Source organism: Dyella japonica A8, from assembly GCF_000725385.1.
Taxonomy (GTDB): Bacteria; Pseudomonadota; Gammaproteobacteria; order Xanthomonadales; family Rhodanobacteraceae; genus Dyella; species Dyella japonica_C.
Genome location: NZ_CP008884.1, coordinates 4,789,010 through 4,810,930, shown reverse-complemented (window position 1 = coordinate 4,810,930; position 21,921 = coordinate 4,789,010). Strand labels below are relative to the sequence as shown.

The window sequence follows — 21,921 nt, the reverse complement described above, 5'->3', positions numbered from 1 at the left end:
AGAGAACCTATGAAACTGCGCCCCTCGCTCGCCCTGCTGTTTGCTCTTGCCGTTACCGGTGCCGGTGCGTACGCGCAGTCCGCCGCCGATCTCGATACCACGGCGCCGCGCAAGTTCTCCACGCTGCCGCTCAAGCCCACCACGACGCAGGCACAGGCGGCACAGCTGTCCGCACGCTTCCTCACGCGCTTCCACTACGACGCGAAGCCGCTTGACGATGCGATGTCGCAAAAGATCTACAAGGCCTACCTGGAAAGCCTGGACGGCGAGAAGGTGTTCTTCACTCAGGCCGACCTGGCCAAGTTCGCGCCGCTGAAGACGCAGATGGACGATGCCATCTGGAACCAGGATCTGTCCGGTCCGTTCTCGATGTTCAACCTGTACGTCACGCGCGCCGTCGAGCGCATGAACTATGCGCGCGGCCTGCTGAAGCAGGGCTTCGACTTCAACACCAACGAAAGCTACAACTACGACCGCAAGAAGGTCGACTGGCCCAAGGACCAGGCCGAGCTCGACACCCTGTGGCGCCAGCGCACCATGAACGACTGGCTGCGCCTGAAGCTTGCCGGCAAGGCTGACGACGAGATCCGCAAGACCCTCGATAAGCGCTACGCCGGCTATATCGACCGCGTGAAGCAGCTCGACGGCGAGGATGCGTTCCAGTCCTTCATGAACGCCTATGCCGAGTCCACCGACCCGCACACCGATTACCTCGGCCCCCGCGCGGCGGAAAACTTCGACATCTCCATGAAGCTCTCGCTGGAAGGCATCGGCGCGGTGCTGCAGGCGCGCGACGAATACACCGCCATCCGCGAGATCGTGCCCGCCGGCCCGGCCGCCAAGTCCGGCAAGGTGCACGTGGGCGACCGCATCGTCGCCATCGGCGAGGGCACCAGCGGCCCGATGACCGACGTCATCGGCTGGCGCCTGGATGACGTGGTCAAGCACATCCGCGGCAAGAAGGACACCACGGTCCGCCTGGAAATCCTCCCGGCCGACGCTGGCGTGGACGGCAAGCACGAACTCATCAGCCTGGTTCGCCAGAAGGTGAGCATCGAGGAGCAGGCGGCCAAGAAGAAAGTCATCGAGATCAAGGACGCTGGCGTCACGCGCAAGATCGGCGTGATCGACCTGCCGAGCTTCTACTCCGACTTCGGTGCGCGCCGCGAAGGCGACAAGGACTTCAAGAGCGCCACCCGCGACGTCGCCAAGCTGCTTGGCGAGCTCAAGGCCGAAGGCGTGGAAGGCGTGGTGATGGACCTGCGCAACAACGGCGGCGGCTCGCTGGCTGAAGCCAATGAACTCACCGGCCTGTTCATCGACCAGGGTCCGGTGGTGCAGGTGCGCGATGCGCGCGGCGAAGTGCAGGTGCAGGGCGACGATGATCCGGGCATGTCCTGGAGCGGTCCGATGGCCGTGCTGGTCAACCGTGGCTCGGCCTCGGCTTCGGAAATCTTCGCGGCGGCCATCCAGGATTACGGCCGCGGCCTGATCATCGGCCAGCCGACCTTCGGCAAGGGCACCGTGCAGAACCTGGTCGACCTGGACCGCTTCACCCGCAACAACAGCGAGAAGCCGCAGTTCGGCGAGCTGAAGATGACCATCCAGGAATTCTTCCGCATCAACGGCGGCTCCACCCAGCTGAAGGGCGTGACGCCGGACATCCAGTTCCCCAAGAACGGTGACGAGAAGGACTTCGGCGAGTCGACCTACGACAACGCGCTGCCGTGGACGCAGATCGCGCCGGCTGACTACAAGCCGGTGGCGGACCTGAAGGCCTACCTCGGCCAGTTGACCACCAAGCACGACGCCCGCACGGCCAAGTCGCCGGCGTGGAAGCTGATGCTCGACGAGCTGGCGCAGTACCGGAAGATGCGCGACAAGACCACCATCTCGCTCAACTTCGCCCAGCGCGAAACCGAGCGCAAGGACCTGGATGCCATCCAGGCCGATTTCCGCGCCCGCCACAAGGCCATCGACGGCAACACCGACACGGATGATGCCGACACGCTGGACGACGGCCTCAACGCCAACGAGCGCAGCCTCAAGAGCGAGCTGAAGCAGGAGAAGGACGCCAAGAAGGCGGCCGACCCGCAGCTGGACGAAACCGCGCACATCCTGTTCGACGCGGTGGGCCTGATCAAGAGCGACGCCAAGCTGGCGGCGGAAGTACTGCCGTACGGCGGCAAGTTCTCCAACATCAGCGCCACCACCGCCGCGGCGACACCGGAAAAGCCGCAGCCGCAGGTGCCGGCAGCGCACTGATCGCACCAGCTTCGATCGACGAAAAAGGCGGCCCACGGGCCGCCTTTTTCATTCAAGGACCAAGGGCTTTCTGTGGGAGCGCACCCTGTGCGCGACAGCCTACGGAGCGGCGATGCCGTCGCTGCGTGGTCGCGCACAAGTGCGCTCCTACCAACATCGGTAGCCCCTGTAGGAGCGCACTTGTGCGCGACCGCGGGGTGACAACATCACCGCTCCGTCGGCTTGTCGCGCACAGGGTGCGCTCCCACAGAGGGGCGGGTGGTGATTACTTCCCCGCCTTCGCCTTCTTCTCCGCCTGTTCTTTCTTCCACTGTTGGTACTCGGCAAAATGCGGCATCTCGCGCAGCACCTTGCTGTGCGGATCGACGATCACCAGCGTGCCGGCCGGCGCCGGAATCGACGTGTCCCCGCCATTCATTGGCACGACGACGAGCTGGTCGCCCACCTGTACCTCCACCGGCATCGGGAACGGCTTGTCGTGCGGCACCCGCCAATGCAGGTGCAGCGTGTTGCCCTCGTGCTGCGTTTCCAGCGTCGGCAGCGCCGCTTCGCGCAGGTACACGTCGAAGAACCAGTCGAGCTTGCGACCGCTTACCTGGTTCACGATGTCGATGTAGTCCTTCGTGGTGGCGTAGTGGGGCGCGAAGTTGCCCGGCTTCGGGTCCGGGCGGCCATACACCAGCCGGCGCACGCTTTCGAAAAAGGCCTGGTCGCCGATCATCTGCCGCAGCGTGTGCAGCATCAGCGAGCCCTTGTAGTAGATGTCGTTGCCCGGCCCGTGCTCAGCGTTGTACACGTCATCCTCGTACAGGCTTTGCCCCTTCACGATGGGGAAGGCGTTCTTCACCATGCTGCGTTCGTTCTGCAGCATCGAGAAATACGGCATGTCGCCATAGAGGTACTGGCCGTACAACGGCTGCATGTAGGTGCCGAAAGCCTCGTGGATCCACATGTCGTCCCAGTCGGCATTGGTCACCTGGTTGCCGAACCACTCGTGCGAAAACTCGTGCTGCAGCAGCCAGTCGAAGTTGTACTCGCTGCGCGGGTAACCGTTGCCGTAGGCGTTGATGGTCTGGTGCTCCATGCCCAGGTGCGGCGTTTCCACCACGCCCATCTTCTCGTCGCCGAAGGGGTAGGGGCCGATCTGCTGCTCGAAGAAATCGAGCATGCGCGGGAATTCGCCGAACAGCTGCTTGGCCTGCGCCTCATGGCCGCGCAGGTACCACATCTGCATCGGAATCGTGTTGCCGTAGCGGCTGTGGTAATTCCCCTTCAGCACGTCGAACGGGCCGATGTTGATCGAGATGGCGTAGGTGGTCGGGTGCTTCGCGCGCCAGTGATACGTATGCGTGTCACCGTGTTCCTTGATCTCCACCAGCGTGCCGTTGCCCGGCGCGGCGAGCGACTTCGGCACGGTGATGTAGGTGTCGACCAGGTCAGGCTTGCCCTGCGGGTGATCGATACACGGCCAGAACAGGTCGCAGCCTTCGCCTTCCACCGCCGTGGCGATCCAGGGTTGCCCGTCGCTGGCGTGGCTCCACACGAAGCCGCCGTCCCAGGGCGCCTTCTTCGCTACATGCGGCTTGCCACCGTAGCGGATGTCCACCACGGCCTTGCCACCTTTCGCCAGCGGCTTGGGAAGGGCGATGCGTAGGCGGCCCTCCGGGTTGCTCCACTGGCCCTGCGTCAGTGCCTTGCCGTCAACGGTCAGTTGGGCGATGGCCAGGTGCGGATCCAGATCCAGCAGCAGGACGTCGGTGGTCTCGCGGGCGGTGAAGGTCAGTCGCGCCTCGGCATCCAGTGTCTGCTGTGCCGGGTCGACACTGAAATGCAGCTCCGCATGATCGAAGTTCACGCGCTGCTGCTCCGCCGGGAGCTGCCCGCCGGAGCGTTGCGTCTGTTCGGTCAGCGGCGGCTGTTCCGGCGCGGGCTTGGCGTCATCGGCATGGGCGAGGGAGGCAAGCGCGGCGCACAACGCGAACGAGAGCAGGCGTGGTGAAGGCATCGGTGGGTCTCTGGCTGGATCAAACCGGCAGGATGACACCACGCATCGGATGCCGTCATCGCCGGAAGTCATGGTTTTGTCCCCATGCGCCGGGCGCGCAGTTGTAGCGCAGGCCAGGCAGCGCGCATGCTTGGGGCAGGCCGTTCGCGCGTCGTCGCCGGAGACTGCCCATGGATACCTTGCAAAATCTCGCGCTGGCCGGTGGCCTGTCCTGGGCCAGCGGCTTTCGCCTTTACGCCACGGTCTTCATCGCCGGTCTGCTCGGCCGGCTGGGCTACGTGCACCTGCCGGACGGCCTGCAGCTACTGACCGATACCTGGGTACTGGTCACCGCAGGCGTGCTGTCGCTGGGCGAGTTCCTTGCCGACAAGGTGCCCGCCTTCGACAGCGTGTGGGATGCCGTGCACACCTTCATCCGCGTGCCCGCGGGCGCCCTGCTTGCGTGGGGCGTGTTTCGCGACGCGGGCGCGGGCACGCAACTGGCCGCGGCCCTGCTGGGCGGCACGCTGGCTTCAGGCACGCATCTGGCCAAGACCGGGGGAAGGGCGTTGATCAACACCTCGCCCGAGCCCTTCAGCAACTGGGGCGCAAGCCTTGGCGAAGACATCTCCTGGTTGGGTGGCATGTACCTCATGTGGCAACACCCGGCCGTGTTCCTCGTGCTGCTGGGGATCTTCGTGCTGTTCCTGCTGTGGCTGGTGCCGAAGATCCTGCGCGGCCTGCGCACGCTGGCGCGGAAGTTGCGCGGGGCGAGGCCGGAGTCGTCGGGCGCCTGAGCACCCGCACAGCGCTCAGCTGGCGACAACCCTGTGGGAGCGCACCCTGTGCGCGACCGCGGCGTCGATGGCGCCTCTGGTACACGCTGTTCGCGAGAGTGGATATGGAGCCTCTCCGCCGCTCCATGGACGTACAACCACGCGCCCCGTCGCGCACAGGGTGCGCTCCCACATAAAAACTCGCACGTCTTAGAAAGAAAGGGCGGCCCGTGGGCCGCCCTTTCTTTCCAGACCGTATCGCCCATTAACCCTTGTAGCGCTGCTGCAGGAACGCAAAGAACGCACGCAAACCCAATGCCTCGCCACCGCGCGGGTGGGCGGGGCGGTCGGCGTCGTTCCAGGCATAGGTATCCAGATGCAGCCACGGCGTGGTCTCGGGCACAAAACGCTCCAGGTACAGCGCGGCAGTGATCGCACCGGCATGGCGGGACGCACCGGAGTTGGCCATGTCGGCCAGATACGATTCCAGCATCTTGCGGTACGGGCGCCACAGCGGCAGGCGCCACAGCGGATCGTTCACCGTGCGGCCGGCAGCGATCACGCGGTCGGCGGCCTCGTCGTTGTTGGCGAACAGCGCCGGCAAGTCCGGGCCCAGCGCGATGCGCGCCGCGCCGGTGAGCGTGGCGAAATCAATGATGAGCTCCGGCTTCTGCTCGCTCGCGTAAGCCAGTGCATCGCACAACACCAGGCGGCCTTCGGCATCGGTGTTGTCCACTTCCACGGTGATGCCCGGGCGCGTGGTGATGACTTCACCGGGGCGCATCGCCGCGCCCGACACCGCGTTCTCCACGGCGGGAATCAGCAGCTGCAGGCGCACCGGCAGCTTCGCCTGCATGATCAGGCCGGCCAGCGCGATGGCATGCGCCGCGCCGCCCATGTCCTTCTTCATCCAGCGCATGCCGTCGGCCGGCTTCAGGTCCAGGCCGCCGGTGTCGAAGCACACGCCCTTGCCGACCACGGCGATCTTGGGATCGCTGTTCTTGCCCCAGGTCAGTTCGACCAGGCGCGGCGAGCGATGGCTGGCGCGGCCCACGGCGTGGATGGTGGGGAAGTTGGCGTCGAGCAGTTCGTCGCCCACCCATTCGCGCACCTTCGCCTTGTGCGTCTTGCCCAGCTGCTTCACTGCGTCGGCGAGATGCTTGGGGCCCATGTCTTCGGTGGGCGTGTTGACCAGGTCGCGCACCAGCGTGGTGGCGTCCACCAGCGGCTGCAGCGTGGCAAGGTCAGCCGCCGCCACGGCGAGCTTGGCCGGCGCGCGGCGCGCCTTGCGATAGCGGGTGAACTCATAAGCGCCCAGCGCCCAGCCCAGCGCCGCCTGCAGCTTATCCTTCAGCACGCCCTCGTCGGCAAGGTGATAGGTGCCTTCCGGCAGCGTGCGCGCCAGCGTGCCGAGCGCACTCAGTGCGTCGCCGGCATCGACACCGGCCAGCACGCGCACCAGCTTGCCGTTCTCGTCGGGGAGCAGGGCGAAGCTGCCCGGCACGGCTTCAAAGCCGGAGGCAGCCAGCCACTGCCGCTGGGCGGCGGTGAGGCGGCGTTTGCTGGCGGCGAGGTGCTGTGCGTCGGTGGTCTCGATGGCGATGCTGTGGCGATCGCTGGACTTGCGTTCAATCAGGACGGACATGGAATTCCTTGCGCGGCACCGGCAGGGCCGCGTTGGCAGCGAGGTGATGCGCAATCATGCGCGCTTTTGGGGCGAGGGGCGAGAGTAGGGTTCCTTCGGTGTATCGGATCTCGCGCAACCTGGGGCTCCCTCTCCCCGAAGGGGAGAGGGTTGGGGTGAGGGGCGGGTGCTCGCCTCGATGTTTCATTCTTTAGCCGTCACCCCTGCGAAGGCAGGGGTCCAGTGACTTTGCGCTCGGCTATCGCGCAAAGATGATCGGCTTCTTCGGGCCTTCCCGCGGCCGTGCCGCTTACGACGCAAAGCTAGTCCCGTGGGACGCAGCGGGCGTTTCGATCGTCTGCCCACGCTCGAGTCACTTTTCTTTTGCTGGCCCAAAAGATCCCACGGGGACTAGCTTCGCGTCGAAAGTAACCCAAAGAAAATGGCCTCCAAAGCTCCAGTAGCGTCGTGTTGGATACGAGCCTTGGAGCTTGAGGTAACCGGCACCCGGCGATATCTCTATTGGCCGGTACGGCTACACCGCAACGCGCCGGTGCGCTGAGGAGTTCTGCATTCCGCGAGGATAGGCCCGAACGGCTGAGGAATCGTGGGGTTTGGCAACCTTCGCCGCTACACAGCGGGTACTCCGTTGCACTTCGCAACGCGCCCTCGCCAAGAGGGCTTAAGGCGGATGGTTATCGCGATCGCAGAGGCAGCCTTAGCCTCAGCCCTGCGCTTCCAACCAATCCGCCAACGCTCCCATGTCACGCAGATCCAGATCCGGCGCCGCACCCAGCGCCCCCGGCCACGGATGCCCCGCGCGGTTGATCCACGCCGTGCGCAGTCCGGCATCGCGCGCGCCCACCACATCCAGTTCCGGATCGTCCCCCACGTGGAGGATCTCTGCCGGCGCAAGGCCCAGCCGCTCGGCGGCGGCGGTGAAGATGCGCGCATCGGGCTTGGCCACGCCGGTGTCACGCGCGCATACGTGGTGCGCGAAGTGTTCGCGGATGCCGATGCGGTCCAGGTCGGCGTTGCCGTTGGTCAGGCTCACGACCGGCCAGCGTCCGGCGATGCGCCGCAGGGCGGGCAGGCTGTCGGGAAACAGGTCGACGCTGTTGCGCGCCGAGAAATAGATTTCCCACAGGGTTTCCAGCGGTATCGCATCGATGCCGCAGGTGGTGAACGCCCGCCGCATGGTCAGGTGGCGTTGCGCGGTGAAATCGTGGGCAAGGTCGGTCCGCTCGGCGGCCACCTCGGCGCGCAGGGCGCGCATGGCCGGGATGGGCCATGCGCGCGCTACGTCGGGATAGTGCTGGCGCAGGTACGCGTCGACGTCGCGGTCTGCACGTTCCAGGGCCGGCAGCACCGGCCACAGGGTGTCGTCCAGGTCGAGCGTCAGGGCGCGGATGCGCACGCGGGCAATCAGTTGCCGCTGACCTTGAGCACCTGGTCGAGCTTCACGCTGTCGCCGCTGAGGTGGTTCCATTCCTTCAGCTGGGCCACCGTCACCGAGTACTTCTTGGCGATGCCGCCGAGCGTGTCGCCCTTGGACACGGTGTAGGTCTGGCCGGCGGCGGCGCTGGCAGCGGCCGGTGCGGCAGCAGCAGCAGCAGCGGGCTCCGCAGCGGCAGGCGCGTTCGGCATGGTCGGGCGCTGGGCTTCCGTCAGCACCGGATCGGCAACCACGTCGGCCTTGACGCCGGCTTCAGCCAGCAGCTTCTCGCGGCGGGCCTTGTCGTTCTCGGCAAGCTGGCGCGCCTCCACGTACGGCACCAGATGGTGCGCACGGGCCAGACCCTTCACCTGGTCGGTCAGCAGGAAGTCCATGAAGCCGGAAATCTGCGCGGCCTTCGGGCTTTCCTTGTTGGTCACCAGGAACAGCGGGGTGTACAGCTGGTAGCTGCCGTTGGAGACGGTCGACAGGCTCGGGGCCACGCCCTCGATGCTGATCATGCGCACCTTGGCGTTGTTGGCCACGCCGGAGAGGGTGGTCACGCCCAGCGCGTTCGGATCCAGCGTCACGGCCTCTTCCAGCTTCGCCGTGTTCACGTACAGGCGCGGCGCGGCCACCGGCTGGTTGCCACGGCCGAACACCAGGCGGCGCAGACTGTATTCCACGCCATCACCCGGGCTGGCGACGGCGTACAGGTCGATCGGCGCGTCCTTGCCGCCGACATCGCGCCAGTTGGTGATCTTGCCCAGGTAGATGTCGTGCAGCTGCTTCACGGTCAGGTTCGGCACGCTGTTGGACGGATGCGTGACCATCACCAGCGCGTCGAACGCCACCGGCGTGAAGAGCAGGTTGCTCTCTGCGTCACCGTAGCTGCTGCGTGCGCTGCCGGCGATATCGGCCATGCCGTGCTCCACGGCATCCAGGCCGGAGGCCGTGTTGAACGGCTGCACGTCGATGCGGCCCTTGCCGCTCTTCTCATAAGCCTTGGCCACGTCCTCCACCACGCCGCGTGCCGTGGCGTAGTCGCCGCGCCACACCAGCGCCGGGACCGCGGGGGTAGCGGGTTTCTTGGTGGTCGACTTGGAGGTTTTGCCGGCGGCGAGCGCGCCGGTGGCAGCGCAGGTGGAAAGCAGCGCAACGATGATCAGGCGGGAAAGACGTTGTGACATGGCGGTGGAGCACCCCGAGTAATGATGATGGCGTTCGCGAGCCGCCTTGAGAAACGAGCGCGCGTGCAGGTGTAACCCGGCTATTTCATCGGGGTACCGGCCAATCCGCAAGCGTATTCCTGCGGTGGAAGCGCTGAAAAACGCGACGCGGGCCACGCATCGCCGGTCACGTTCATCCGCCGTTAGCGCAACTCGCGCCGGGAGGTGAGCGTCGCAGCTTGTGGTGCGACGTATGAAGGGTGCAGTGAGTACGTTGCTGCCGGTCTTGGCGCGGTGCAGCGAAAGGCTGAAGCAAAGGCACTGGATCCCTGCTTTCGCAGGGATGACGGTAAGGGGTAGGGGTGCCTTCACCAGCATGAAGTTCAGTCGCGCCGACTAGCCCAAAGCCCTGCAACCTCCCTCTACGTCATCCCTGCGAAGGCAGGGATCCAGCGCCTTTGCTTTTCCATTGCCTCACGACGTGGTTCACCACTCCGGCAAGCCAGGGCGTTGAACCAGCCCCCTCAGCGAACCTCCACGTACCGCACCCCATCATCACTCGACACCACCAACACCAACTGGCGCGGCTTCACCCCGCTCAGCTGCTGCAGCGTGCGCAGGTCTGGGATGCGCAGGTTGCCAATGCCGATCACGATGTCGTTAGCCTGCAGGCCCGCCTGCGCGGCGCGGCTGCCCTGGCGCACCTCGCCCACGCTCACGCCACGAATACCCTGGCTGCGCAGGTTCTGCGACAGCTCGCTGAAGGTCACGCCGGTCAGTCGCGGATCCAGCTTGGCGCCGTCCACCGTGGCCAGCTTCTCCGGCACCAGCCTGGCGCTGACCTCGCGCGTGGCGCCGTTGCGCTGCACGGTCAGCTTCACCGTGCTGCCCAGCGGCATCAGGCCCTCGGCGTTGCGCAGGTCCTGCGCGTTGCGCACCGGCTTGCCGTCGATGGCGGTGATCACGTCACCCATCTGGATGTCGGCGCTGTCGGCGGCGGAGCCCGAGGTCACGCGCGTCACCACCGCGCCGTTGTTGTCCTTCAGCGCCAGCACCTTGGCAATGCGCGGGGTGATGTCCTGCGTCTCGATGCCCAGGTTGCCCCGGTTCACCTTGCCGTGCGCGATCAGCTGCTGCATCACCTCGTTACTGAGGTTGGTGGGAATGGCAAAGCCGATGCCCACGTTCCCGCCCGACGGCGACAGGATCATGGTGTTGATGCCCACCAGCTCGCCGCGCAGGTTCACCAGCGCGCCGCCGGAGTTGCCCGGGTTGATCGAGGCATCGGTCTGGATGAAATTCTGGAAACCCGTACCGCCCAGGCCCGAGCGGCTCAGCGCCGACACGATGCCCGAGGTCACCGTCTGGCCCAGGCCGAACGGATCGCCCACGGCCACCACGAAGTCGCCCACGCGCAGCTTGCTGGAGTCCGCCATCGGCAGCGCCTGCAGGTTGCTCCCCTGGATCTGCACCACCGCCACGTCGGTATCCGGGTCGGTGCCCACCAGCTTGCCCTTGAAGTCGCGGCCGTCCTGCAGCGTCACCGTGATGTCGTCCGCGCCGCCCACCACATGGTTGTTGGTGAGGATGTAACCCTTGGCCGCATCCACGATCACGCCCGAGCCCAGGCTTTGCTCCACGCGCGAACGCGGCGAACCCTGCAGGCCGAAGAACTGGCGGAACACCGGGTCGTCGAAGAACGGATCGCGCACCTGCACCCGCGTCTTGGTGGAGATGTTCACCACCGCCGGCGTCACCTTTTCCAGCATCGGCGCCAGCGACGGCAGCGGTTGCCCGTCCACGGTGGGGGGCAGCGCGGCGTGGCTGGCCAAAGGTGTCGCGGCAGCCAATACGAGGGCGGCAGCAGCCAACCGGTGGACGAAACGGGCAGACATGGAAGCTCCTTTTTCACGAGTGGAATCAACGCTCGTTCGACTCACCGCGACGTCGACGGTTCCATCGATCGGGCGCTGACGAAATCACTTTACATCGGGCAAGGGCAGGGGTAACTTTCTCTTCCGTTCGCGACCACAACATCTTGTGTGACAAGGCGGGGAGTTCACCCAAGAGCTGGTGTCACGGGGCACTCCCGGGGGGAGAGGGTCAACGGGTCGGGCAGGGAACGCGGGCATCGGGCAAAAGCGCGGGCTTAGGTTTCAGCGCGATCCGGTGCGAGCGGTTTAGCCGAACAGAACAACCAACACGGGGCCGTGAGGCCACACCGAGAGGTCAGGAAGCCGATGAGCACCATGCGTGCATCCGCCGTAAATCGCGACAGCGCCGCCATTCCGCTGCAGCCAGCGTCCTACGACATCTGGGACAAGAAGTACCGCCTGAAAGCCAAGTCAGGCGCGCCGGTGGACGGCAGCGTCGACGAAACCTACCAGCGCGTCGCCCGCGCCCTGTCCGACGTGGAAGCCACGCCGGAACTCCGCGAACACTGGTTCGAGCGCTTCCTGTGGGCGCTGCGCCGTGGCGCCATTCCCGCCGGCCGCATCACCTCCAACGCCGGCGCGCTGGAACACAAGCCCGCCACGTCCACCATCAACTGCACCGTGTCCGGCACCATCCGCGACTCCATGGACGACATCCTGGAGAAGGTGCACGAGGCGGGCCTTACGCTGAAGGCCGGCTGCGGCATCGGCTACGAGTTCTCCACGCTGCGTCCGCGCGGCGCGTACGTGTCCGGCGCCGGTGCCTACACCAGCGGCCCGCTGTCCTTCATGGATATCTACGACAAGATGTGCTTCACCGTGTCGTCCGCCGGCGGTCGCCGCGGCGCGCAGATGGGCACGTTCGACGTCAGCCATCCCGACGTGAAGGAATTCATCCGCGCCAAGCGCGAAGACGGCCGCCTGCGCCAGTTCAACCTGTCCCTGCTCATCACCGACGGCTTCATGCAGGCCGTGGAGCACGACCAGGACTGGCCCATGGTGTTCCCCGTGCACGTCAAGGAACAGGACGAGATCGACCTTGCCGACCCCGCCAAGGTCGTGTGGCGCGAGTGGCCCACCCACGAGAACTACGTGGAGCGCGAAGACGGCCTGGTGGCCTGCAAGATCTACGGCCACATTCGCGCGCGCCACCTGTGGGACATGATCATGGTGTCCACCTATGACTTCGCCGAGCCGGGTTTCATCCTGATCGACAAGGTCAACGAGATGAACAACAACTGGTGGTGCGAGCATATCCGCGCCACCAACCCCTGCGGCGAGCAGCCCCTGCCGCCCTACGGCTCGTGCCTGCTCGGCTCGATCAACCTGACCACCTTCGTGCGCGACCCCTTCGGCCCCAAGGCCCGCTTCGACTGGGACGAATACCGCGAAGTGGTCAAGGTGTTCACCCGCATGCTGGACAACGTGGTGGAGATCAACGGCCTGCCGCTGGAGCAGCAGCGCAACGAGATCCTCTCCAAGCGCCGTCACGGCATGGGCTTCCTGGGCTTGGGCAGCACCATCACCATGCTCAAGATGCGCTACGGCTCCGCCGAGTCCGTCAGCTTCACCGAGGACGTCTCGCGTGAAATGGCCGTGGCCGGTTGGGAAGTGGCCCTGGACCTGGCCAAGGAAAAGGGCGTGGCCCCCGTGCTGGCCCGCGACTACACCGTCACCGGCGACATGCTGCGCAAGCGCCCCGAAATGGCCGCCGACGGCTACAAGGTAGGCGACGCCATCCCCGGCCGCGTGCTCCACGCCAAATACAGCCGCTACATGCAGCGCGTGGCCAGCGTGGCCCCCAACCTGGTGGAACAGCTCGCCGAAACCGGCGCGCGCTTCACCCACCACAGCTCGATCGCCCCGACCGGCACCATCTCCCTGTCCCTGGCCAACAACGCCAGCAACGGTATCGAGCCCAGCTTCGCCCACCACTACTCGCGCAACGTGATCCGCGAGGGCCGCAAAACCAAGGAAAAGGTCGAGGTCTACAGCTACGAGCTGCTGGCCTACCGCGCCCTGATCAACGCCGCCGCCATGCCCTTCTCGGACGACCCCAAGTCCAAGCTGCCCGACTACTTCGTGGCCGCCGACGACATCTCGCCCAAGGAGCACGTGGACATCCAGGCCGCCTCGCAGCTGTGGGTCGACTCGTCCATCTCCAAGACGGCGAACGTCCCCACCGACTACCCCTACGAAGACTTCAAGGACATCTACTTCTACGCCTATAAACAGGGTTTGAAGGGATGCACCACGTTCCGCTTCAACCCGGCTGCTTTCCAGGGCGTGCTCGTCAAAGAGGCCGACTTGGAGAACACCCTCTACCGCTTCGAATTGGAGGACGGTAGTGTTGTGGAACTGAAAGGCAACGAAGAAGTGGAATACGACGGCGAAATGCACACCGCCGCCAATTTGTTCGATGCCTTGAAGGAAGGGTATTACGGAAAGTTCTAAACTACGTACCGGTTGCCTGGTAACAGGCACCGACCCACTGCCAAGAGCAATACCGAATACCCGGTGGCAAGGCACTCAACACAAGTTCCAGAATCCACGTCGGAGGGGAATACCCGCATGTCTATCGATACCGAGTTTGAAGTGAAAGAAGAAGCCGTGACGGTCGTCGACGCGCCGGTCGAGGTGCCCGTGGTCGAAGTGGCCGCGGCCGCCAAGCCCAAGAAGGCTCGCGCCAAGAAGAAGGTGGCTGCGGCCAAGAAGGCAGCTCCGGCCAAGAAGACCGCCAAGAAAGCGGTCAAGAAGGCTGCTGCCAAGAAGACCGCCAAGAAGGCCGCCAAGAAGACGGTGAAGAAGGCTGCCGCCAAGAAGACCGTGAAGAAGGCGGTCAAGAAGGCTGCCGCCAAGAAGGTCGCCAAGAAGGCGGTGAAGAAAGCCGCTGCCAAGAAGGTCGCCAAGAAGGCGGTGAAGAAGACCGCCGCCAAGAAGGCCGCCAAGAAGGCAGTGCGCAAGACCGCTGCCAAGAAGGCTGTTCGTAAGGTCAGCAGCAAGAAGACGGCCAAAAAGGCCGTGAAGAAGACGGTCAAGAAGGCCGCCGGTAAAAAGACCGCCGCCAAGGCGGTCAAGAGGTCCACTGCCAGCAAGAAGGCGAGCGTGAAGAAGGCCGTCCGCAAGGTCGCCAAGAAGACCGCACGCCGTAAGTAAGTAGCACCCGATCCGGCCCGGCGTGCCAACGCCGGGCCGGACCGTTCCGGAGCTGCCATGCAGACCGGACCGTCCAGCGTTCCCTCATTCCGTAGCTCGTCATTCCTGCGCAGGCAGGAATCCAGTGACTTCAACGCCCCGGAATGCGAGCCCGCTCCACGACACCAGTCAGCCAGTCATCCCAAGCCGCAGCGCGCCGCCAATCCCGTCAAAAGAAGCACACACCATGGCGATCAAGATCGAAAAGAAGATCAAGGGCTACAACGTCGTCAAGCCCGAGGACAAGGCCGCGTCCGCCGCTGCACCCGCCGCCGCCCCGGCCGCTTCCAAAGAAGCGCCCAAGGCCGAAGTCATCCAGATGCACGAGAGCCTGGAGCGCCCCGAAACGCTCGTCGGCTCCACCTACAAGATCAAGTCGCCCCTGTTCGAACACGCGTTGTACGTCACCGTCAACGACATCGTGCTCAACGTCGGCACCCAGTACGAACAGCGCCGCCCCTTCGAGATCTTCATCAACTCGAAGAACATGGACCACTTCCAGTGGATCGTGGCGCTCACCCGCATCATCTCCGCCGTGTTCCGCAAGGGCGGCGACGTCACCTTCCTGGTGGAAGAGATGAAGGCCGTCTTCGACCCCCGCGGCGGCTACTTCAAAGCCGGCGGCATCTACATGCCCAGCATCGTCGCCGAGATCGGCGCGGTGATCGAGCAGCACATGAAGACCATCGGCCTTATCCACGACCCGGAAATGGACGAGTCCACCCGTAAGCTCATCGCCGAAAAGCGCGCGGCTTATGAAGCGGCTGCCAACGGCAAGAGCCCCGCGCCGGCTGCTACCGCTGAAGCCAAGGCCGAACCCACCAACGCCAACGGCTTCCCGCCCGGCGCCACCCTCTGCGCCAAGTGCAATACGCAGGCGCTGGTGCTGATGGATGGATGCCAGACTTGTTTGAATTGTGGGTATAGCAAGTGCGGTTAAAGATGGGCGCTCTGAATCCAACTGATGTTTTTACGCCCCGCGCCGCGAGCGTGAATCCAAAAACCTATATATCTAGACCGGATCTCGAAAAGGGACTTCGCCGTAGCCTCGACGTGCCAAAGCACGTGGTGATTCATGGCGAAAGTGGTTCTGGCAAATCTTGGCTATATAAGAAAGTTCTAGGAGAGCTCAGTTACCATATTGAGATCGCAAATATGGGGCTTTGCGCGACAGCCGGCTCTATAGCCGAAGTTCTTCTCCAAACCATTTGTCGTGAATCCATGGCGGAGAGAACTACATTACGCGAGCTTGGTGGTGGCGTTCCTGGATTTGTTTCGGGGAGCGTCAAATCGCAAGATAAATCTGTCTACAGCGTGGACCCGTTTCATTCTGCACTTGAGTCTATTTCGACTCGTGCGCAGAACAAGCCGGCTTGCTTGGTGTTTGACAATTTAGAGCAGGTGCTTCAAAGCGAAAGCTTGATAAGGGAGCTTGCCGGGCTCTTGCTGCTCGTTGACGATGAGCGTTATGCACGGCATCAGGTCAAAATATTGCTTGTAGGAACTTCAAATGAAGTTCGTAAGTTAATTAGTGGTTCAAGCTTTTCTGGAACCATTGCAAACAGATTGACTGAGATTCCTGAGGTCGCTCGCCTAGACGAGGCTCAGGCGCGGGAATTGGTGCACACCGGCTTCATTGAATTATTGAAGTTCGAGTATTCTCCCGATGGATTGGCTTATGCGGATCGATTTTGGCGGCAAATTAGTTATCATTCGGACAGAATTCCGCAGTTTATGCATGAGCTGTGCCTTCACATAGCTTGGGCAGTAGAAGATAGAAATGGTGAGATCTCCGCGGCTGCTTTTGTGGAAGGAACTAAGGACTGGGTAAAGGCCTCTCTGGTCAAGGATATTGCAAGAATCGAGCCCAATCTAAATGCAAAGGCCACAAAAATTGGCCGACGCAACCAGATTCTTTATTGCCTTGGCGCGTGCCATAAATATGATTTTGGTCGCGCAGATATTGAGGATATCCTTGGGAAAGAGTTTCCCAAGAGTTCAGGTGGCAGGATTCTTAACGTGGCTCAGATTTTGTCTGATCTTGCAGGTGGAGAGCATCCTGTCATCACTAGGAGTCCTAAAAGTAATTTTTATCGTTTCCTGGATCCGAAGTTTAGAATTGTCGTGCGATGGCTTTTAATTAAGAACTCTTCTACAGAAGAAATTGTTCTTAACGATTTCGATAATGCGATTAGCTTGTGGTCTAAAACGGTGTAAATGGATTGGTTTGGAGTTAAGAAGCCGAAGTGAATACTTCGGCTTTTTTGTGACCGAAACAGGGGCGGCGTGGAAGCTAACGGGGCCATCTCACTCTGCCTCTTTTTTTGCGTGTGGACGATGGCGAAGCCAGTGAGATCTAGGAATACGCGATCTCCGTGCAAGGCTGGCGTCGTTTGACGGGAGGTGCTTTCCGCTTCCTCAGATTGGTATCCTCTTTCTAGGGAGGATCAACGGATGGCCTTTGATTTGAGCCAAGTGGGATCAAAGCTCGCCGGCCAGGTGAAAATGCCCAAGACTATTCTTGGGTTCCTGACAGCCGTGCTCGCAATAGTCCTTTTCTTTACCTACAAAGTTCTAATGGCGTTACTGTCGTCGCCTGTTGGTGCCTGGCTCGTTGCGTATGTCCTTGGGTTTGCCGCCCTCATCATCTTGGGAACGGTCATCTATGTCTGCGTGCAGGCCGCACGGCGCCCCGAAACCCTAATGGTGGGTGAGCTGGATGCAAAGGGTTTTGTAGACCTTTCGAATCATAGGCTTCGACTGGGCGACAGTGCATCAGGCGACGAAGCGGTGTCGTACCTCTCGGCGCAGCGGCCGCGGAGAAAGCGGTCGACGAGCGGGAAGGTCACGCCTAAATTGACCTTGGACTCCACGGGAGAGCCCGGTGAGTAAGTTCTGCATGATTACCGTTGACCGGGCAACGCCAGCGACGCTCGACCGCATCCATGGGACGATCAAGGAACAAGGTGGCGCTTGGTGGCATCACTTCGCGTCCACGTGGATCGTTCAAGGCAAGAGTTCGTCCGCATGGCGGGACCTTGTGAAGGATCAGATTAAAGCGTCGGGCGAGGGTAGTACGGCCGCAGTTTTGGTTGTGGACCTTCCTGTGAACAAGGGCAACAGGGGCTGGGCATTCTCCGGTGTCAAATCGGAAAAGCGAGCTAGCTGGCTTAAGTCCACCTATGGGCCCAACTCTAAGGATTGATTACAAAAATGGGGTCAGCGTACTTTTCTATAAACGAAAACAGGGGTCAGAGTGGACCATCTGGACCATTCCCGATTTCTCGGACGGGTTAATTAAGACACCGGGCGACTGCATTCATAGTCGTCCGGTGATCGATATCCCGGGCTGCCATGTAGCCGTTGGCGGTTATAAAACACTTCGTAAAAAAGGGGCCAGAGTGCTTTTTTCTTGGAAGAATGCACTCTGACCCCTCTTTGCCCTAGACGTTAAAGGGAGCGGAAGTAGTTAAGTCGCTCTAACTACCTCCGACCCCACGACTACCAGTGCGACCACCCACTTTCGCCGTTCTGCTGTGGGCTGGTCGCCACGGTGTTCACACCGTCTGGGCCAGCTGTCTGGACTTACGCAAGTAAATGACCTGCGCCGTGATGCCGGCGATGAGGAGCACCAGCAGCGCGGCCATCGCGCCGAGAAGCATCGGTGACTTCGGGTCCGTCACCAGCGGGTGACCGTCCGGGACACGACGCAGGGTTTCGGACACGGCCGGCAACATGAGCAAGAATGAGGTCAGCGTCAGGCTGATGGTCTCGATGTATCGCTTAGCCCCTTGCCGCCAGGGCAGCCGTTCGACGCCATAACCCACCAGCAGTAGCGCGAGTGTGGCGCCCGCAATGACGTAACTGACGGGCTGGTGTGCAATGAGGGCGATGGTGGCCGCGCCGATCAGCATCGACACAAGATAGACGGTGCCGGCGGTTGAGCGAGGCACGATTCGACCGGAGCGACCGAACATATAGGCGGCGGCCGGAATGGCCGGGAGGCTGCCGAGGGTGTGTATCCATCCGGGCGGCGAGATTCCAAACATGGGCTTCTCCTCAAAGTGTTGGGGGGAGGGTGAACAGGTTCCCGTGCCATGGGCCCAGGATTTTTTGACGCTCTTACCTGTTCGCTGCTCGCGCCATGTTGGTTACTTCGTTGGTTAGCTAAGAGATGCCATGCGCCAACGGGTGCAGATGGGTGCGCTGTCATGGCGCAGCCGACGAGGTGGCATTCGGACAGGCCCACGAGTCATAAGGGATGGGATGCGTTTGGATGTACTCCCTTGTTTGCGGTTCCAGCACGTCGAAGGAATAGGCGTAGCTGTCGTGAATAAGTCCTGGCCCCTTAGGTTCAATCTGTGCACGCGTGCACAGCACCTCCACCGGCTTGGTAGAGACCCCCATGACCCACACCTTGATCCATCCGCCCGGCGCTAGTCCGATGCTCAAGTACCTCGGATAGTCAACGCCTGGGCCCTGTCCTCCTTCGGGCGGCTTGGTCAGCATCAATCGGCGCGCATCCTCCGGAATGGCAATAATGGCCCGGTAGGTCTGCGGCTTCACCAGCGATTGCCAGCGCACGTAGATGCGCTGAGGCAAACCTAGATTTTCGATGTAGCGTCCCTTCCCGATAGGAATGTGGTCACCCCAGCCCTTCGGATCAGCCAGGTACGCCAATGCCACGGTTCCGCTCATGGCGCCCCGAAAGATGCGCTTCTGCGCATCTTCGATATCGGCTGTTTCCAGCCACACTTCCATCTTTGCTGGTGCTTGGAAACCCAGATACCAACTGTCATACGGCAAGCCATTGCCCTGACGGCTCTGCGCTTGGGCACAGCCCATGAGCAGCAGGCAGAGCCATGCGCTGAGCCATGCTTTAGTGATCTTCATTGGGAAGCACGACGCGGCGACCGGAGGGATCGGGACGGTTGACGTAGAGCAGTTCCTCGGTCCTGCCACGTTGGTAGCGGAAGCCATGCCAATGGGAGGGCTGATGCAGATGGGCGGGCTGTCATGGCGCGGCCGACGACGTGGCATTTGGACATGCCCACGAGTCATAGGGGATGGGGTGTGTCTGAAGGTAGTCCTTCACTTCTCGGTTCAATGTGACATACCTCCCTTCGTACTGCCCAAGATCAGGCCCCTTAGGTTCAATCTGCGCGCGCGTGCACAGCACTTCCACCGGCTCAGTCGAGGCCCCCATGACCCATACCTTGATCCATCCGCCGGGCGCGAGTCCGATGCTCAGAAAATTTTGGTAATCGAACCGGCCTGCTTTCAATACAGATGGTGCTTGGTGCAGCATCTGCTGCCTCACCGTTTCGGGGATGACGATGATGGCCCGATAGGTCTGCGGCTCCACCAGCGATTGCCAGCGCACATAGATGCGCTGAGGTAACCCAAAAGAACGGATGTCGCGACCTGCTCCTATGGACGGTTCACCCCAACCATCCGGGGCAGCCCGGTATGCCAATGCCACCGTACCGCTCATGGCGCCACGAAAGATGCGCTTCTGCGCATCTTCAACATCTGCCGTTTCCAGCCACACCTCCATCTTCGCTGGCGCCACAAATCCGAGATACCAACTGTCGTATGGCAAGCCATTGCTTTGACGGCTCTTCGCTTGAGCGCAGCCAAGCAGCAACACACAAAGCAACAACTTCAGCCACTTAATGATCTTCATTGGGAAGCACGACGCGGCGACCAGAGGGATCGGGACGATCGAAGTAGAGCAGTTCCTCGGCGCTGCCCCGTTGGTAGCGAAAGAGATTCCAGTGGGCCGACTGGTGCAGGTATTTGCGTGCAAGCATCGCTTCCTCGTCCAGACTTAGCGACTGCCGATCGATGAGTTTGGCGGCAATGGAGAGCAGCTCGTTGGGCAGCGTCAACGCTGGAACATCATCAGGGGATTGACTCCAAGGCACGCCGGCCTCTTGTGCCAACTTGTGCATCACCCGCAGCGGAATCAGCTGATAACGCCAATCGATGGGCCGGTCCAGCCGCAGCGTGGCGTAGGCCACCCACTGGCGAAGATTGCGTACGCTGCCGCGTGCTGGCGGCGCTTCCTCCCACTGCTGCCAAGCGTCCACCGTCACGGCTCGCTCGTCGATGTGGCCCAGACGATCAAGCCAGCCTTGGCGCTGGGCATGGGCCTCCCGCCAGGCGCGGCTTTGCTCCGGTGGCGGTGCGTAGAGGTTGCCCCCGTGCTCTTGCACCGGTTCGATGCTGCGGATGGGCTTGACCAGCATCAGCGGCCCTTCGTGGTCGGTGTGGTAGCTGCCGCCGATATCGGAATGCGCGCCGGGCAAGGCGATTTCCCAGTGCTGTGGCCACACGGTGGTGGACATGAAGTTGGCGCGATGTTCGTTGCGCGCCACCAGATGCACTACCTGGCGCGCGCATCCGGCGGGCAGCGCGACCTTGAGCGGGCCGTTGCGGCCACCACGCACGTTCAGGCCATCGGCCATGCTGGCTCGCGACACCACGGTGTCGAACAGGCCGACGAAGCCCACGCGCAGATCGCGTGTGGTATTGAAGCTGCTGCTTAGACGCGCTCCGCTGGCTTGCAACGGTTGCACCAACGGACTGCTTTGCTTGCGGTTGATTTCGTGCACGAAATGGCGGGCGGCGGCCGCTCCACGACTGAAGCCGAACGCATCGAACTCGATGGCCTCGATAGCAACGTTAATGTTCTTGCGTGAAAATGCGTCAATTCGCTGCGGAATCGCTTGAGTGAGAGTTTCTTCGACTCGCTTCAACATGCCGGTATCACCGGTACCAAAGGCTAGCCCTAGCGTGCTGTCCGGCTGGCCGGTGGTAGTGCCGATGCCATCGACGTAGATGCGCAGGAAATACTCCGTATCCTCGTCGCCAATCGATTCGCGCGTGCTGTCCCTATACAACTGATACAACCGCCACACATTGGTATAGCCATTGTCATAGCTGCTGTCCGGCTGGGTCATGTACGGCTGGCAATGCTGGGCAATGGCTTGTTGCTCTTGCGCATCCTGCCCCAGCGCGTCGGCGGAAGACGCGCGGCACTGGTCGAACATCTGGGTATTGCCGGCGTTGTTGCTGGTGCCGTCGAAGAACACGCCGATGCGCAGCACGCAGCGGCGTTCGGTGGAGGTGTTCTGGTCGCGGATGGCGGGTGGCGCTGGCTTTGCCGATGGCGAAGGCGCTACTGCTGTGCCGAGGGCTGTCGCCGCACTCGCGGCGGTAAAGTTCTCGCCTCGCGGATGGCTGTAAGCCATATTGTCTGCCGTTGCGATAACGTGGTTCTTTTTACAGGGACAGGCCACCCAATCCCCATCGAGAACGGTGGGGCGGCCGTTATCCTTCCTGCGTTCTGCGGTGGCGATGATCGGCCATGTGCCCGGACAATTGCCGCAGGTAGCGTGATCGCCAAGGACGGCCATTCGCCGATTGCCGTTGAACGTCGTGGACAAGGTTGCAATAACCACGCCGCGCGTCGTCGTCGGGTCGCCGTGCAAGCCATACCTGCTGGTCATGTCGCTTCTCCTTATGCGGCGATTC

At 62.6% G+C, this 21,921-nt stretch carries 17 protein-coding genes; 8 read left to right on the top strand and 9 right to left on the bottom strand.

The annotated features are described in order from the left end of the window. Window positions 1–9: 9 nt before the first annotated feature. Entirely contained in the window at window positions 10–2,265 is a 2,256-nt protein-coding gene (locus tag HY57_RS20545; RefSeq protein ID WP_019463795.1) for a carboxy terminal-processing peptidase, read from the top strand. A 265-nt stretch (window positions 2,266–2,530) separates the two neighbouring features. Here the strand turns inward: HY57_RS20545 and HY57_RS20540 are convergent, their stop codons facing one another. Beyond that, window positions 2,531–4,270, bottom strand: coding sequence for a M1 family metallopeptidase (locus tag HY57_RS20540; RefSeq protein WP_019463529.1), 1,740 nt, complete (start codon window positions 4,268–4,270; stop codon window positions 2,531–2,533). 170 nt (window positions 4,271–4,440) lie between these two features. On the opposite strand from HY57_RS20540, the gene HY57_RS20535 reads away from it, so the two are divergent. Beyond that, window positions 4,441–5,046, top strand: a complete 606-nt coding sequence (locus HY57_RS20535; protein ID WP_019463530.1) for a DUF4126 domain-containing protein — start codon at window positions 4,441–4,443, stop codon at window positions 5,044–5,046. A 244-nt stretch (window positions 5,047–5,290) separates the two neighbouring features. Here the strand turns inward: HY57_RS20535 and HY57_RS20530 are convergent, their stop codons facing one another. From HY57_RS20530 to HY57_RS20515, 4 genes are all read right to left on the bottom strand, one after another. Then, window positions 5,291–6,670, bottom strand: coding sequence for a leucyl aminopeptidase family protein (locus HY57_RS20530; protein WP_019463531.1), 1,380 nt, complete (start codon window positions 6,668–6,670; stop codon window positions 5,291–5,293). Between the two features lie 703 nt (window positions 6,671–7,373). Then, window positions 7,374–8,066, bottom strand: coding sequence for an HAD family hydrolase (locus HY57_RS20525; RefSeq protein ID WP_019465914.1), 693 nt, complete (start codon window positions 8,064–8,066; stop codon window positions 7,374–7,376). A gap of 8 nt (window positions 8,067–8,074) precedes the next feature. Beyond that, window positions 8,075–9,274, bottom strand: coding sequence for a LysM peptidoglycan-binding domain-containing protein (locus tag HY57_RS20520; RefSeq protein WP_019465913.1), 1,200 nt, complete (start codon window positions 9,272–9,274; stop codon window positions 8,075–8,077). A gap of 503 nt (window positions 9,275–9,777) precedes the next feature. After that, entirely contained in the window at window positions 9,778–11,148 is a 1,371-nt protein-coding gene (locus tag HY57_RS20515; protein ID WP_026034039.1) for a Do family serine endopeptidase, read from the bottom strand. A gap of 345 nt (window positions 11,149–11,493) precedes the next feature. On the opposite strand from HY57_RS20515, the gene HY57_RS20510 reads away from it, so the two are divergent. The 6 genes from HY57_RS20510 (at window position 11,494) to HY57_RS20490 (ending at window position 17,587) form a co-directional block, all read left to right on the top strand. Further along, window positions 11,494–13,641, top strand: a complete 2,148-nt coding sequence (locus HY57_RS20510) for an adenosylcobalamin-dependent ribonucleoside-diphosphate reductase (RefSeq protein ID WP_019465911.1) — start codon at window positions 11,494–11,496, stop codon at window positions 13,639–13,641. A gap of 156 nt (window positions 13,642–13,797) precedes the next feature. Then, window positions 13,798–14,343, top strand: coding sequence for a histidine biosynthesis protein HisIE (locus HY57_RS21025; RefSeq protein ID WP_192813458.1), 546 nt, complete (start codon window positions 13,798–13,800; stop codon window positions 14,341–14,343). A gap of 226 nt (window positions 14,344–14,569) precedes the next feature. Then, window positions 14,570–15,322, top strand: a complete 753-nt coding sequence (locus HY57_RS20500) for an NrdJb (RefSeq protein ID WP_019465909.1) — start codon at window positions 14,570–14,572, stop codon at window positions 15,320–15,322. A 2-nt stretch (window positions 15,323–15,324) separates the two neighbouring features. Further along, the gene (locus tag HY57_RS21370) at window positions 15,325–16,599 is read left to right on the top strand and encodes an AAA family ATPase (protein ID WP_081500676.1); all 1,275 of its coding nucleotides are present in this window, start codon (window positions 15,325–15,327) and stop codon (window positions 16,597–16,599) included. Between the two features lie 237 nt (window positions 16,600–16,836). Then, a complete protein-coding gene (locus HY57_RS20495; RefSeq protein WP_019465908.1) occupies window positions 16,837–17,274 on the top strand; it encodes a hypothetical protein in 438 nt (145 codons plus the stop codon). Further along, window positions 17,267–17,587 carry a hypothetical protein gene (locus HY57_RS20490; RefSeq protein ID WP_019465907.1) on the top strand — a complete coding sequence of 107 codons (321 nt, stop codon included), beginning with the start codon at window positions 17,267–17,269 and terminating at the stop codon, window positions 17,585–17,587. Before HY57_RS20495 ends, HY57_RS20490 begins: the two co-directional genes overlap by 8 nt. A gap of 352 nt (window positions 17,588–17,939) precedes the next feature. Here HY57_RS20490 and HY57_RS20485 read toward each other — a convergent pair whose 3' ends face one another. The 4 genes from HY57_RS20485 to HY57_RS20470 all read right to left on the bottom strand — a co-directional run bounded on the left by HY57_RS20485 (window position 17,940) and on the right by HY57_RS20470 (window position 21,896). Then, window positions 17,940–18,431 carry a hypothetical protein gene (locus HY57_RS20485; RefSeq protein WP_019465906.1) on the bottom strand — a complete coding sequence of 164 codons (492 nt, stop codon included), beginning with the start codon at window positions 18,429–18,431 and terminating at the stop codon, window positions 17,940–17,942. Window positions 18,432–18,591: 160 nt separating this feature from the next. After that, window positions 18,592–19,275 carry a DUF2931 family protein gene (locus HY57_RS20480; protein ID WP_019465905.1) on the bottom strand — a complete coding sequence of 228 codons (684 nt, stop codon included), beginning with the start codon at window positions 19,273–19,275 and terminating at the stop codon, window positions 18,592–18,594. 121 nt (window positions 19,276–19,396) lie between these two features. Then, window positions 19,397–20,068, bottom strand: coding sequence for a DUF2931 family protein (locus tag HY57_RS20475; RefSeq protein ID WP_019465904.1), 672 nt, complete (start codon window positions 20,066–20,068; stop codon window positions 19,397–19,399). Beyond that, entirely contained in the window at window positions 20,055–21,896 is a 1,842-nt protein-coding gene (locus tag HY57_RS20470) for a PAAR domain-containing protein (RefSeq protein WP_158407939.1), read from the bottom strand. The genes HY57_RS20475 and HY57_RS20470 overlap by 14 nt, the downstream gene beginning before the upstream one ends. Window positions 21,897–21,921: the final 25 nt, after the last annotated feature.

Coding starts and splice junctions, on each gene's coding strand:
- HY57_RS20545 (WP_019463795.1), top strand. CDS start 10: ATGAAACTGCGCCCCTCGCTCGCCCTGCTGTTTGCTCTTGCCGTTACC.
- HY57_RS20540 (WP_019463529.1), bottom strand. CDS start 4,270: ATGCCTTCACCACGCCTGCTCTCGTTCGCGTTGTGCGCCGCGCTTGCC.
- HY57_RS20535 (WP_019463530.1), top strand. CDS start 4,441: ATGGATACCTTGCAAAATCTCGCGCTGGCCGGTGGCCTGTCCTGGGCC.
- HY57_RS20530 (WP_019463531.1), bottom strand. CDS start 6,670: ATGTCCGTCCTGATTGAACGCAAGTCCAGCGATCGCCACAGCATCGCC.
- HY57_RS20520 (WP_019465913.1), bottom strand. CDS start 9,274: ATGTCACAACGTCTTTCCCGCCTGATCATCGTTGCGCTGCTTTCCACC.
- HY57_RS20515 (WP_026034039.1), bottom strand. CDS start 11,148: ATGTCTGCCCGTTTCGTCCACCGGTTGGCTGCTGCCGCCCTCGTATTG.
- HY57_RS20510 (WP_019465911.1), top strand. CDS start 11,494: ATGAGCACCATGCGTGCATCCGCCGTAAATCGCGACAGCGCCGCCATT.
- HY57_RS20500 (WP_019465909.1), top strand. CDS start 14,570: ATGGCGATCAAGATCGAAAAGAAGATCAAGGGCTACAACGTCGTCAAG.
- HY57_RS21370 (WP_081500676.1), top strand. CDS start 15,325: ATGGGCGCTCTGAATCCAACTGATGTTTTTACGCCCCGCGCCGCGAGC.
- HY57_RS20495 (WP_019465908.1), top strand. CDS start 16,837: ATGGCCTTTGATTTGAGCCAAGTGGGATCAAAGCTCGCCGGCCAGGTG.
- HY57_RS20485 (WP_019465906.1), bottom strand. CDS start 18,431: ATGTTTGGAATCTCGCCGCCCGGATGGATACACACCCTCGGCAGCCTC.
- HY57_RS20480 (WP_019465905.1), bottom strand. CDS start 19,275: ATGAAGATCACTAAAGCATGGCTCAGCGCATGGCTCTGCCTGCTGCTC.
- HY57_RS20475 (WP_019465904.1), bottom strand. CDS start 20,068: ATGAAGATCATTAAGTGGCTGAAGTTGTTGCTTTGTGTGTTGCTGCTT.
- HY57_RS20470 (WP_158407939.1), bottom strand. CDS start 21,896: ATGACCAGCAGGTATGGCTTGCACGGCGACCCGACGACGACGCGCGGC.